At 40.3% G+C, this 13,776-nt stretch carries 9 protein-coding genes; 1 reads left to right on the forward strand and 8 read right to left on the reverse strand.

From position 1 onward, the window contains the following. Positions 1-25: 25 nt before the first annotated feature. Together FLL46_RS06890 and FLL46_RS06895 are read right to left on the reverse strand one after the other, a co-directional pair. Positions 26-952 carry a protein-glutamine glutaminase family protein gene (locus tag FLL46_RS06890; RefSeq protein WP_142892755.1) on the reverse strand — a complete coding sequence of 309 codons (927 nt, stop codon included), beginning with the start codon at positions 950-952 and terminating at the stop codon, positions 26-28. Positions 953-1,067: 115 nt separating this feature from the next. Continuing rightward, on the reverse strand, positions 1,068-1,583 hold the full coding sequence (locus FLL46_RS06895) for a CbrC family protein (RefSeq protein ID WP_142892756.1): 516 nt from the start codon (positions 1,581-1,583) through the stop codon (positions 1,068-1,070). A gap of 334 nt (positions 1,584-1,917) precedes the next feature. On the opposite strand from FLL46_RS06895, the gene FLL46_RS06900 reads away from it, so the two are divergent. After that, entirely contained in the window at positions 1,918-4,047 is a 2,130-nt protein-coding gene (locus FLL46_RS06900; protein ID WP_142892757.1) for a lipoxygenase family protein, read from the forward strand. Between the two features lie 62 nt (positions 4,048-4,109). Here the strand turns inward: FLL46_RS06900 and FLL46_RS06905 are convergent, their stop codons facing one another. The 6 genes from FLL46_RS06905 to FLL46_RS06930 form a co-directional block, all read right to left on the reverse strand. Then, positions 4,110-9,200: a diguanylate cyclase domain-containing protein gene (locus FLL46_RS06905; protein ID WP_142892758.1), complete on the reverse strand. Its 5,091-nt coding sequence runs from the start codon at positions 9,198-9,200 to the stop codon at positions 4,110-4,112. A gap of 277 nt (positions 9,201-9,477) precedes the next feature. Then, complete coding sequence (locus FLL46_RS06910; protein ID WP_142892759.1) at positions 9,478-10,959, reverse strand: alpha/beta fold hydrolase; 1,482 nt, start codon at positions 10,957-10,959, stop codon at positions 9,478-9,480. A gap of 338 nt (positions 10,960-11,297) precedes the next feature. After that, positions 11,298-11,693: a GFA family protein gene (locus FLL46_RS06915; protein ID WP_142892760.1), complete on the reverse strand. Its 396-nt coding sequence runs from the start codon at positions 11,691-11,693 to the stop codon at positions 11,298-11,300. A gap of 82 nt (positions 11,694-11,775) precedes the next feature. Continuing rightward, positions 11,776-12,294, reverse strand: coding sequence for a hypothetical protein (locus FLL46_RS06920; RefSeq protein ID WP_142892761.1), 519 nt, complete (start codon positions 12,292-12,294; stop codon positions 11,776-11,778). 168 nt (positions 12,295-12,462) lie between these two features. Further along, positions 12,463-12,912 carry a hypothetical protein gene (locus FLL46_RS06925; protein ID WP_142892762.1) on the reverse strand — a complete coding sequence of 150 codons (450 nt, stop codon included), beginning with the start codon at positions 12,910-12,912 and terminating at the stop codon, positions 12,463-12,465. 155 nt (positions 12,913-13,067) lie between these two features. Beyond that, positions 13,068-13,649, reverse strand: coding sequence for a hypothetical protein (locus FLL46_RS06930; protein ID WP_142892763.1), 582 nt, complete (start codon positions 13,647-13,649; stop codon positions 13,068-13,070). Between the last annotated feature and the right edge of the window lie 127 nt (positions 13,650-13,776).

Below are 13,776 nucleotides of genomic sequence, written 5' to 3' on the forward strand. Positions count from 1 at the left end.
GGTAACAACGATTGGCTCGTTCCCCTTAAAGCCCACGCGCTACCCATACCTCAAACTGTTCACTAAATAAGTTTTTAGCCTCCTCGCACCCTAATGGAATTTGATTTTTGGCCACAGCTAGTTTCAATTCCAATGTTTGAGATGCAATTTCTTTCCATTCACATGATGGAAAGTCTCCATTTTGTAAACTGGAACTAAGGGAATCTGCAGCCAGATCACTAGCGCCCCAATGTTGGGCGGCTGAATCTCCGGCATAGGGGTAAAATGTTCCGTTAAAGACATTTTTGGGTATAAAGTGCGCTAAAAATCCATTAGGGTAGTTCACTGGATCGCTAGCAGGAACAGTTGATTTATTAAAGAGGTAGCTTTCTGGCGGCATTCGGGTCAAAACTGCGTACCCATTAATTTCGAATTGCCCGACCCAATCGCTAATAAGCATTGGTTCTTCTGAAATAAGCCGGTCAAGGATCCATTCATTCTGGTTGTTATCTGTGTAAGCCACTGCCACATGGTAGTCCCAAGAAGCCTTGTTACCATTTTCCGGAGTAAACGAAATTGATCCTCCTAATGCAGGAGAGACGAGTGCGCTAGAAAAAAGCCAAACTTTATAAATGTTCGCATCTTCTATTTCTTTTAACTGTAAGTAATCAAAATGAGCGCGAACATGGCAACCACTGTAACTATTGTTTGGAAATTCAGGCAGAGTGGCCAGTTTTGCTCTAAGTTGTGCTTCCGCTTTGGGGAGCTGAGCAGTAACAACAAAGTCATCCAGCTTTTTATTGGAAGGGTCAACAAACATTGATGTAGGAACGAATGCAACAGCTTGTGAAAAATTTTCAGCACTTTGAGGAGAAACACTTTGAGAAGACGTTCTTAAATTCTGGTTTGATTTAATTGAAGTACATCCGGCTAAAAAACTCGCGATTAATAAAATTGATAATCTACTTTTCAAAACTTTTCCCTCTCTTGTTATAAATATTGTTTCTACCAGATTCGTTTATCGGACTACCTAGTTATTATTCCTCAGCAATTTATACAGATTATTCTCGAACGTCGACCCGTTAATTTTATGATTCATCGAAACTAACAAAAACCTCTTTACATTTACGACATACATATTTGTATATTACAGGTTCGGAATCGGGAACATGCTCTTGTTTAAGGTGTTCCCATTCCTCAGAATCAAGATAGGTATTTTCTAATATCCAGTTTACTTCGGATTGTGATAGAGACTGAAGATCACTTGCCAACGCCTGGCCATAAAACTCGCAAGCATCATCACAGTGCTCGAGCCAATCTTGCTCTTGAAAGGAGTAAAACCCAGGCGTTCTTTCCTGCACTTCCTTTACGATTTCATCTGGCAAATCGCTATAAAAATTATTAAATTGAGCATCATATTTTTTAGCAGCAGAACCATCCGCGATACACCAGGGACAAAGACTTGATATGTCACCTTTACAATATATCGAGCCTTTATATCGATATCCAGTCTGCTTACCACAGCATTCACAAATTTCGCTGCTTTCACAGATGCTATCGCTACCAATCGGATCAGGATGATATTTAAAATTTGGAAGTTCCATGCATCTCCTTTGAAATTAACATTAAATTAAATAGACCTGAAGGCCCGACTACCAAAATAACTCATTTATAGATAATGCCATATTTATTATCCATTTCAATATATTATTCACACTTGAATCGAGTTCAGCAGAACCCGCATATTCTTAATTTTAAACCAACCTGGCATTCTCAAAACAAGAAAGCTGTTACATGGTCGAAAATTGTCTTTCAAAAAAATATTTGAAGTTTGTATTATCACGGAGTTTGCTGCTACGAAATTTGATTGATCGAGTGGGTAAGTTTCACCACTCAGGCTATAGTTAACAGAATACCAATAATAACTGAGGAAAAATAATGACCGGTTCATCCAACACTAGTACGTATCCTAGCCTCCCCCAAAATGTGAGCGAGAAGGAATTTCAACAGCGTCAATTTCAGCTATCGCTGGCACGTACATCATATAACTACATGCAATCATATTTAGAGGGAGTGCCTTTGTCTGCTGATTTGCCTAAGGGAGAAGAGTTTTCCCTGGCTTATGAAGCGAAAGTCTTGCCGGTTTTTTTACGGCTGGCCGATAATTTTAAAAGTGTTGTTCTGGATATTTTGGAAGAGGAGATTGAAGGAGATTTCCCTGAAGACGCGATAAAAAAAATCGAGGAAGCTTACAGCAAGTTTGAGGAAAAAAAAGGATCATGGCATCTGATCGATGAAGCTAAAGATATTATTGGCATTCTTGAAAGTTTAAGTGCTATCCCGGAGGCGCTTAGAAAACTGAAAAATCTACCCAAAGATATCAAAAAATTAGTCACTGGAATGGAGTCGCTGATTAAGGAGGCCTCGCGGGAAGGCCCAACAGCAATGCTTAAGTCAACCTTATATGACTTGTTAGCTAATCATCAATATTTGACCGCAACCAGCAAGGAAGATTATAAAAAGCTGTTCAAATCTTTACCCGCCCCCCAAACACTAGCTGTTGAGCGTAAGCCCTGGATGAATCCTGAAGAAGAACCTTATGAGCAGGATTGGTTTTTTGGTTATCTGCAAACAGGCGGTTACAACACCACCAATCTGCAAGGTGTTCGGCTCGATGATGAAAGCGATAAATATTCAGTTGCCCTGTCTACACTGACCGAGAAGTTTCCTGTTACTGACAAGATATTTCAGGCGGTAGTCGGCGACGATACTATTAGTCTTCGTAAAGCCGCTCAAAATAAGCAACTGTATGTATGTGATTACTCAATGTTGGATGGCGCAAAATCTTGTGATAACCATGGAAAGCCTCGCTTTGTTGCAGCGCCTATCGCGCTATTTTATTTAAACCCAAATCCCGTGCAGGGTTTCCCAGGGCAAGGAGAGGTGTTACAACCAATCGCGATACAACTGCAGCAGAAGTATGATGCGGAAACTTCGCCGATTTTCACGCCGAATAATTGTTCTGATGCGAATGATGAAAACGGTTTGAAGTGGCGTACTGCAAAAATGCTCGTCAATGTTGTTTGTGCTATCCAACATGAAAATGTTGCTCATCTGGGCGCATGCCACCTGACAATTGAGCCGATGGTTGTTGCCGCACACCGTCAATTATCAGAACAACATCCTTTATTAAAACTTTTAATTCCTCATTTTCGTTTTACGCTTAATATTAATGATAACGCTATCCATAACCTGGTGATCCCGGGCGGAGTGGTCGCAAATACTGTCGGTCTAACAGTTGAGTCATCGCTAGCGATGGTTGCCGAGGCAAGAGCGGCATGGCGCTGGGATGAACAGTGTCCTGATCGCTTATTTCAGGAGCGTGGCGTAGACGAAGCAAGTTTGCCTCAGTTTGCTTTCAGAGATGATACTTTGTTGTTATGGAATGCGATAAAAGATTTTGTGAGTGACTATCTTAAAATTTATTATCAAGACGATGCAGCTGTGAGTAACGATTGTGAACTTCGAGGGTTTATCAACGAGCTAGTGTCGCCACTATACGCCAGTTTCAAAGGAATGAATGGTTTGGTTGCGCCAAATGAAGAAGGCGAACCCTATCGCATTGAGAGCCTGGATTATTTAATCCAGATTGTCTCACACATGATTTATCTCGCAGGGCCTCAGCACGCGTCTGTCAATTACGCCCAATACCCCTTGATGTCTTATAGTCCGAGTGTATCGGGTTGTATCTACCATGCTGTACCAACCAGAAGCGATGAAATAAAAACAGAGGAAGAGGCATTAAAATGGTGTCTGCCACTGGATATCGCTTTATATACTTTGTCTTTTGAATATCTTTTAACTGGTGTTCAATACGATACTTTAGGACATTACAGTGACGACCCTCGGGTTCCCTACTTTGCTGATCCGCGGGTGGACGAGCCAGTCAAAGATTTTCAGGAACGTCTATCACTGATCGAAATTGAAATCCGCAAACGAAACAAAGAGCGTCCTATGCCTTATCTGTTTCAGTTGCCTTCAATGGTACCAAACAGTACCAGTATTTAAATTAACTCGTAATAAATTAGCCATTACTTAAATTAACCAGCACTCGACGTATGGATTGCAGTTCATACGTCGGCAATACAAAATTGGTTTCGGCCATTATGTTTCGCTTCATACAAAGCCACATCAGCCTGTGAAATAAGGGTGTCGGCTTTGGCTTTGGGCGAAGCCGGCATGGTGCAAATGCCGACGCTGATCGTGACATGGTCGGCAGACTTTGAAAATGCGTGGGGTATGGCTAAAGCTCGAACGACATTCAGACAATTTTGTGCGACTTTAATTGTGTCGATTTTTTTTAAGCCGATGATCAAAATTGTAAACTCTTCTCCACCATATCGGGCGACCAGATCGCTAGAGCGATTAACGACTGTTTGAAGCGCTTTAGCAACGGCTTTGATACAGTTGTCGCCTTCGAGATGGCCATAGTGATCGTTAAATTCTTTAAAGTGATCGATATCTATCATCAGCAAGGATAAAGAGTGAGCATCTCGCAGACTACGCCGCCATTCCTTGTCTAATGTTTCATTAAATTCTCGGCGGTTTGCAATGCCGGTCAGTCCATCGCGACTAGCCAGTAATTGTAGTTCTTCAGTACGTTGTCTGACTTTTTCTTCCAGCTGTCTGTAATAACGTGCATTGATGAGCGACACAGCGGCCTGTGAAGCAATTAACTCCAGCGTATCTTTATGTTTTTCGGTAAAGGTTTTTTCAGTGAGGTTATTTTCCAGATAAACAATGGCGACCAACTTACCCTGGCCAATTATTGGTAAGCAGAGCACAGACTTGGGTTTATTGTTTTGCAAATAACTATCTTGTAAAAATCGCTGATCATCAACTGGTTTATTAAGCACTAAAGTTTCTTGTGTTTGTCGCACGTAGCGTATCAGCGTGTTGGGTAGAAAAGAGCCGGCATCAGAAAAAGTCACATCCAGTTTTTTACTGAGCAACTGGCATTCAATCGCTTGCTTTTGGCTATCGACCTGACCAAAAACCTCCAGTGTCAATGTATCTTCATCATTAATAACAATTCCCCCTTGTTGTGCCCCTGCATTTTCGAGGAGAATTTCCATCATTTTTTTCAACAAAGAACCAATGTTGATTTCCTGGGACAACAGTTGATTGGCTTTCAACAATGAATGGAGATCAAGTGAATTAGCGTCGGCTGGAATGCCGTTTTGCGTTGATGGTAGGACACCGCCGCGAACTCCCAACAGAGTATTTTCTCGATTAAATTGAAGCGTCGGCCATTGCGCTTCAATTAGCGCACATTTGACGTTGGCGCCCCAGTGAGAATAAAGATAATAGGCTTCCTTGACGAAAACTTCTGCCAGACGCTGTTGTTTTTGTTTCATCCAGTACTTGGCATAACGCTCACAGGTCAATGCCTCACATTGAATAAAACCGGCTTGCCTGGCGGTATCAATCGCTTGAGAATAGGCGTGCATTGCCAATTCGTTGTCATTTTTTACACAAGCCAGTTCGGCTTTTATTAGCCAATATTTATGTTGATAGTTATTTGGACTATGGATAGCCCACTGTTCAAATTGATCACAGTATTGTTGTGCAGTGAGCAGGTTATCCTGGTTTAACTGGTCCTGATTTATTTGATCCTGGTTTAACCGGTCCATATTTAATTCGCTAATATTTATTAAGCTGAGCGCAGCATAAAAAGTACTTTCTGTTACCGATGGACTATCTGGAAGAAATGCACTGACCATTGGTAAGTTCTGCACAAATTGTTGCTGTAATTTTACGTCATCAACCAGGTAAGCATGACGTATCATGGCACTAGTATAAAAAGCTAAATCCATTGATGGCGTGCTAAAATCGCCGTTAAAATAATCACAGGCATTAAAAGTATCAGTATCAAGAGAATTGCTGCTAAGTGTCTTGCCTTGTAATGCAAGTAAAGCCTGGTAGCTACTGAGTACAAGATAATTTTCATTAGGAGTCTGGTGAGTCTTTCTTAGAAAAGCCAGACCTTGAGTTATTTCAGTTTCCAGCTCTGCGAGTGCACAACCTTTAATTAATTTATTTCTCACGCTAAACAAAACTGAATAACCGGCATAGACTAGATTAATTCCTTCATGACCCCATTTTATTACCTGCGCTAGACTCCGGTAACTATTTTCTATTGGCTCACACCAGTGTAAATAAGTTGATGAAAAATACTGATAGGTCGTTGCACGGTAGTATTTATTCTCCCACTGGTCAGATAGTGTTTTAGCCAGTTTTCCCATCTGATAGCAGCGTTTATGCTGTTCCCCCATCGCGGCCATTGCCGTCGCGTAAGTGAGGTAAGCAATGGAGCTAAGTTCGCATTGGCCATGTTTTAAAGTCAGTTGCACCATTCTACAAGCGTTCACTGCATAGGACTTAAAATGACCAACCAGATAGAGCGCAACTGCTAGCGCATTGTATAGCTGCATGCAGAGTAGACTTTCAGGATCACTCATTTTTTCTGCATTGAGTAATTGCTCGACGGTGAAGGGAGATAACCTTTCTTGAGTTGTCGAAAAAATAGTATTGAGCTGTTTTTCCGCTTCAAGTTCGTTTTCTGGAAACTGTTGCTCCATGTAGTTCAGGCCGGCCAGTAAAACTTTGATTGCTTCGTTAAAACGTCCCTGGGTTTGATATTGTTCAGCCTGCACCAGAATCAGCGTAATTCGGGCGGCTTTGGTAGGAGTCATTTCGGCCGCCTCAGTATAAATAGCATCGGCAGCGTCGAAATGACCTGACAAATATTCGGCTTCAGCCAGCTCTTTATATATCGACAAAGTCTGTTCAGGCTGTGTTTGCCAGGCAGATTCTGGCAAAAGATTTTTGGCATTATTCAAATAAGTTGAAGCAGCCTGATAAGCAACCGCTTTTTTTACTTTGATCCCGGCGCGAAGATTTAAAGCAAGTAGTTGCGCTTGCTCCTGAGGATCGGTGATTAGAGAATTAGCACTGTTAAGTGCTTGCAATAGTGTAAAGAGATTTTCCTCCCGTTCATTTGCGGAGCTATTCGTCAGCAAATGACGACCAATACGTAATTGTAATTGCTTGGTGGTATCGTCACTTGTCAGCAAATAGGCAGCTTGTTGTACGCGGTCGTGAAGAAAACGATAACGTGACTGATTAAGGCGCGTTACATCATTGGCGAATTCAAAATTTTCATCCAGAGGTAAAATAAAACCCGATTTTAAAATCGGCCAAAGGGCAGCAGCAGTGACCGTCACATCACACTCCGAAACTGACGATAACTGTCGCATGGAAAATTGCGTGCCTAAATGAGCAGCCAATGACAACAAAGATTGTGCTTCGCGATCCAATCGACGTAATTTATTAACCATTAAATCGACCACATTATCGGTAATACGCTGTTGGCGGATCTTTTCTATTCGCCAAGACCATTGACCCTCTTGATGGTTGTAACTAATGTCACCGCTGTCATACAAAGACGATAAAAACTGGTTAAGAAAAAAAGGATTTCCCTCCGTTTTTTCAATACAAAGCTCAGCCAGCGTTTTGGTTTTATCGACAGAGCAATGAAAAGATTCGCATAATAGTCTTTCGACATCCGCAATTTTCAGTGGCTCCAAATGTAACTGTTTAACAACGCCAGTCTTTTCTATATCACGCAGGCTCTGGCTAAGTGGATGCGATGCGTCAACTTCATTACTGCGATAGGCCGCAACAATAAGCAGGAATGATTCTCGAAAATTACTCAGTTGTTTTTCTAACAAAGTTAAGGTTGGAATATCTGCCCATTGTAAATCATCAAGAAAGATGACTAAGGGATGCTCACGAGAACTCAAGGAATTGATAAATTGAGTACAAGCCAAGTGGAAACGCGCTTCAGCTTCAGCTGTCGGTAATGTTGGCAACGCAGGTGGTGTTCCAATGATAGAAGCGACGTTGGGGAGAAGTTCGGTAATTACCGCGGCATTGTCGCCCAATTCGGAAGACAGTCTCTCTTTCCAATAAGCCAAACGCTCTTCAGTTTCGCCAAGTAATTGCTGTATCAGAGGGTGAATCGCCTGAACTAGTGCGCTGTATGGCTGAGCACGGCTATATTGATCACATTTACCGGTGATAAAGAAACCGCGTTTGGCAATAACCGGTTTTTGTAGCTGGTTTACCAATACTGATTTACCAACGCCTGAATATCCTTTTACCAAAACCAGTTCCGCGTATCCTCTGCTGCTTTGTTCAAAAGAGGTCAGCAGTGTCGTTAATTCAGAGTCACGGCCATAGAGCTTTTGCGAAATGCAAAATTGCTGCGGAATATCGGAACTCGCCAGAGGAAAACCAGTTATGGTTCCTTCAGTACGCCACTCTTCCCAACAACGATTCAAATCGGCCTGCAAGCCGAAGCTACTCTGGTAGCGATCTTCTGGAGATTTAGCCAGTAGTTTACTAACAATCGCTGAAAGAGATTCTGGAATATCTGCTATCTCCGCGAGCGGTTCTGGCGTGTGGGCAATATGACCATGTAATAAGGTCATGGGATCATTAGAGATAAAAGGTAGACTACCGGAAAACAGTTCGTAAAAAGTGATGCCTAGAGAATAATAATCGCTACGATGATCAAGCTCCAGATTAGTGCGACCAGTTTGTTCAGGGGAAATATATTCGAAACCTCCCCAGAGATCATTAGTATTCAGCGATGGTTGTTTGTGGCTAAGTCGCGTTGCTTGCGCAAAGTTGCATAGTTTGAGAGTAAGGCTATCAGGATCGATGAGAATATTTTTAGGATTAATGTCGCGGTGGATCAAATGATGTTCGTGCACGTCTTTCAACGCAGAGACTAATTGACAGGCTATTTGCAGCCGTTCACCGAAAGACAGTTTTTTGGACTGCATGAACTTTGCTAGAGTAACTGATGAAAAATCTTCTAGCACCAGTATCAAATTATTGTCGTGGTGTTTTATCCCGCCGGCCTGAATGATCCAGTCTGACGAAATAGATTGTAAGATTTCAAACTCGTGCTTTCTACGGGCGTTTAAATGGGCCGATGGATAATCAGTATTCTGGTATTTGATGATGGCCGATTGGGTGGTATCGTCAGTAGAATCTGGTTCGGAGCTTAGCGGTCCTTCAACTGCACGAGCGATGACCGTATTGCCTTGGGCATATATGACTTGCTTGACTGTAAAACCTGCTAGTTTCATCGGCAAATAAATTACATCTTGGTAAAGCAAAAAAGTATAGCTCAAATCTGTAAATTATCTCAGCCTGATTGGTTATATTACCGGGTGTTTAATTACCAGGTGTTTAATGAGCGGCATCTGGTTAAATTTATCTAATATAGAGATAGCCACGTATAAACCCAGCCTGACCAATCAGCTGAAAGTTTTTCCGACACTTCAAAATGCAACCGATAATTCTGTTAGGTGTCTCCTCTATCAAAATAGTAAGTTTCTTACGCCAATGAAAATTAATTCATAACTATTTAATTATTGATTTCTTATCCTTACAACTTTGGCTCTTTATTGCTTTACCTTGAATAAATTCTTTTGCGTGCTGATTGAAACAATCCGGCGCATTTAAAGCGACAAAATGAGGCGCATATTCAACGCTGACAAGAGAAATATCTCCCGCTTTATTTAAAACACTTGCATAGGATTTCGCTGCATCAAAGTGAGTTTTTGGATCAAGCGTGCCATGCATAATAAGCGTTTTTGGTAACTTAGCCGGTAACTTTGAAAAATATGCATCTTTCTTATAGGTAGGCATTCTGTTCCCGGCAATAAGTAAAGGCAATGGACTACTAAATAAAAAGCCTTCAGATTCTTTTTCAATATCTTCTTTAGACAACTCAACTCTCAAATTATTTTCTGAGGCCGATATTATTTGAACCAACGGTATTGAGCTACCGTAATTGAAATAACCTGCATTAAAGTTCGTGTAGTAGGTATTTAAATCCTGTATAGCTTTTTCAAGGCTTTGGCTGTCGTTTTTAGAAATATCATTTATGATTTTGGGAATGATGTTTCTAATGTGAGGAACATCTAACATCATGCCTAAGGTGTTGGATAGTTTAGCCTCAGGCAGGCTATCTGAAATTTTCTTAATAGATTTATATTTTCCTGTTATTCGACTGAGGTTTTCTTTTAAATTTTTCAGTTGTTCATCTGAAAAGTTATTGATACGCGCATATTCAGAGAGAAATTGTTGACCTACATTGTTCACAACCTGAGAGCGCATGCTGAGGTCAAAACCTGTATCATCTTGCATTGGAACTAGTGAATCTAAAATAATCCCGTCAACGGCATTCCCTCCAATTTGCATTGCTCTTAGTGTTAACTGGGTTCCGTAAGATACGCCATAAATATAACGCTCTCCCTCACCACTAAATGTATTTATAAGAAAGTTCAAATCTTTAGCAGCGTTCGTAATGTTGAATGCTTGTACGTACTCAAGATTTGAATACATATGTGAAAAACACTCTCCCCACTCTTGCCCAACTAATGTACCAGCTTTTACTGAATCAAGCGCTTCTCCGGGGCAAATAACACTCGAAGCTCCAGTTCCCCTGTGATCAGGAATAAAAATATCTAGGCTAGGAAACGCATTTCTAAACGTATCAATGAGGGTATAAAAACTGGCACCTGACTCACCTGGACCTCCAGCGATTAACCAAATTGAACCGGTTCTAGATTTTTGTGCAGGAAACTTTCTAACAAAAAGTTCAATTTCTTCTTTGCTTTCCCGTTTATGGGATAAGGATGTCTTAACGGTTGCGCATATTGATAAATTCAATTCAGAAAAATCATCCGCATCCTTACATTTAGTAAAGTTTTCTGCTTGCAAGTTACTTGCAAATAAAATTCCGACTAATACTACAAGTAGTTTCATTTCTTTTTCTCTTATAAATGTGATGCTAAATAGAAATAAACAGGCACGCAGTTTATAGTCAATTTCTAACAAACACAACCGACCTTTACTGATAACTTTATCAGCGTATCAGAATCGAAATATACTTGATGAGACAGAGTGTTTGCTTGTTTTTCACTGAAAGCTAATCAATACGTTCCTAAAAAACTAAGTAAGCCATCGTTCTAAAGTCAAGAAGTTGAGTTTAAACCAACGGAGTCAGAACAACTTGATATTGTTAAGTCACTCCAGGTTAATTTGATCCGCATGCCTTTGGTAGACTGTCTAATTATTATTTCATTCGCCGAATTCTGACTTTATCTTAGTTATCTTTTAACAACTAGTTTGTTAGCTAACAGTCTCGCGAAGTTGTGTAAGAAATAGTTGTTCGGTTAAGTGTCAGGTTGTTTATTGATTTCAACACTCCACCATTTAGGTGTTTTTGACTTGTATGAATGAGAGTTAGGCTTTAACTCTTTTTTATTATTCGAGTCGAAGACACCAAGCACTAATGCAACAACAGGTTCATCATCAATTGCACCGAGCGTACTTCCACACACTGGGCAGAAACTTCTACTAGAGAAGTCTGATGATCGCCACTGTGCTGGCTCGCCTCCTGGTCCATCCCAACTGACTTGTTGTTTGGAAAACTCAACCCATAGCTGCGTTATAGAACCTGAGTGTCGCTGACAGATTTTACATGAGCAAGCGTGAGGATTTTTGGGCTCGCCAACAACAGTAAAACGGATGTTTCCACATAAGCATCCCCCTTTATATGCATTCGTCATTATTTACTCCAAACAATACTTTTGCACTCTCATATACTTAGTAGACGGTCTACTTATGATTTAACTTATGCTCTCAGCTGAATCAATTTTCTGATTTTTGTTGGTTGCACTTCTCAGTAGTAAACCAAAGTATTGCTGAATATTGTGGTTTAGCCGATGTCTTAGAAATGTAAAATTTTTCAAAACTAACTGTGGTGATTCTTTCGCAGCGGCTAGCCAAGGCAATATTAATAGACTCAGCATATTTTGAGTTTAAAACAGCCTCTGTAAAAATCTCGTGTAATGCGATCACCTTAGGGTTATGCATGTTACCAGCTGAATTTAACGCTGCATCTAACTCCCCCTGCTGATTCTCTTTAATGTAATAGTGAATATCCTTTTGAAAATCTGTATTTTGGGGAAGAAGTGGAACCACAACATGCATTATCCATGAGTCGTTTGGCACAGAACCGATAGCTTCACCAAGTGATTCAAAACCTTCATTTGTTGCAAAGATAACAGAAACGCCATCATCTCGTATTGTAGGCTCCCATTTTAAATTATCGGCACTCACCAGTTGAGTGAAGAAAATAAAAATAATAGAAAAGGCTGTCAATTTCATACACTCACCTAGTGCCCCCTAACCTATTGCTATTCACTTCTAATTCACCGGCCAACGTAACTATATTACTGATGAGCTTCACAAACCAAGATCATCTGACCCATTTATTACTATAGTAAAACAAAAGCGGCTTTAAGCCGGTACTCATGATTACTTTTGTCATCAGCATTATATTGTATCCACTACGACAGCATTACAGGCGTTGACATTTAGAGAGAACAGCTCCGAAGCAATTTTATTACCCTGTTCACGAATATTTAAAGTTATATCTTTATCTATCGTTGTTGAAAAATAATGTCCATAGCTAATATCTATATTTGTAACAGATGGGCTATTAGCTTTTAACTCTGGTGAGTCAAGTGTATATCGACCACCTTCAGGCTCGACAACCCTAATTCCAACTTGTAGAGCTGAGACGAACAATTCCAACGTATAAAGTTCTCTCACCAATTTGTAGGACCTAGGAATACTAGAGCGACCAATACAATTCGAACTTAGCTCACCATAAGATACGACTTCAATGTTGTCAGCATGAATAATAAGTGATTTTGCTTTGTAGAAATGTGGAGCACAAGCACTTAGCAACAAAACTATAAATATGAGAAATTGTTTACTCATTGCCTACCTGTTAATACTTGTTTAATTTTTGGATGTAGTTTGTGCACAACCGGTTTAGACCAGCGTCTATTAACCTACATTTACCTAAGAGACTAACCATAAATTGAGTGTCTATTTATTTCTTCGTAAGTAAACAAGTGACTTTCCGTATTTGCTTAAGCATTTTTCGTTTTAAAATCCTGCGTGATTGTTTTTAAAGGCAAATCACATCCATCGTCAAAATCGGCCGCCGCTTTAACACCAGCCTCAACTATTTCCTGTGCACTTGCATTTGTTTCGTATAGCGCGTGCATTGCTCCCAACGCAAGTCTTTTTCCAGATCCCAAAGCCCAAAACGAATTATAGTGATGGACTTCTCTATAACTGCTAAACCCAAATATTCCGTTACTATTTATCACCAATGCGTCCAGTTGGTTAGATTCTACTGGCTGTTCACTATCTTCACTAGTTTCAATAAAATAGTCTTCTTTGAGTTTTTCCTGTAGTTCCAATAAAGTTTCGAAAATTTCCCTTCGAGAACCAAGTTTAAATATCTCTGGATTCGTTTCGACAAGATGTTCTACTATTTGACAAGTAGCGCTCCATCCTGAAACGCCAATGACACTGTCATTTACTTCCAATAACTTATAACCATCGGCTATGTATTTTTTGTTTACTTTCAAAGAGCCAAAATTAGTCTGACTATCACACGAGATACTAATTTTTCCATCTTTAATGGCTGCTGCAATAATTGTCAAAATGATTTCCTTCTAGAGTGCTTAACAACTTATAGAGTACAAAAAACTGTGTTAAAACGAACCTTAACTCGCACAAAATTAAATTCGCATTTAAATCAGCATGTTACACGCAGTTATAAAATTCGCA

The sequence above is a fragment of the Aliikangiella coralliicola genome (assembly GCF_007004725.1).
GTDB classification, from domain to species: Bacteria; Pseudomonadota; Gammaproteobacteria; order Enterobacterales; family Kangiellaceae; genus Aliikangiella; species Aliikangiella coralliicola.

Bases quoted from the DNA above. Each gene is read 5' to 3' on its own strand.
- FLL46_RS06895 (WP_142892756.1), bottom strand. From the start codon at position 1,583: ATGGAACTTCCAAATTTTAAATATCATCCTGATCCGATTGGTAGCGAT.
- FLL46_RS06900 (WP_142892757.1), top strand. From the start codon at position 1,918: ATGACCGGTTCATCCAACACTAGTACGTATCCTAGCCTCCCCCAAAAT.
- FLL46_RS06905 (WP_142892758.1), bottom strand. From the start codon at position 9,200: ATGAAACTAGCAGGTTTTACAGTCAAGCAAGTCATATATGCCCAAGGC.
- FLL46_RS06915 (WP_142892760.1), bottom strand. From the start codon at position 11,693: ATGACGAATGCATATAAAGGGGGATGCTTATGTGGAAACATCCGTTTT.
- FLL46_RS06920 (WP_142892761.1), bottom strand. From the start codon at position 12,294: ATGAAATTGACAGCCTTTTCTATTATTTTTATTTTCTTCACTCAACTG.
- FLL46_RS06925 (WP_142892762.1), bottom strand. From the start codon at position 12,912: ATGAGTAAACAATTTCTCATATTTATAGTTTTGTTGCTAAGTGCTTGT.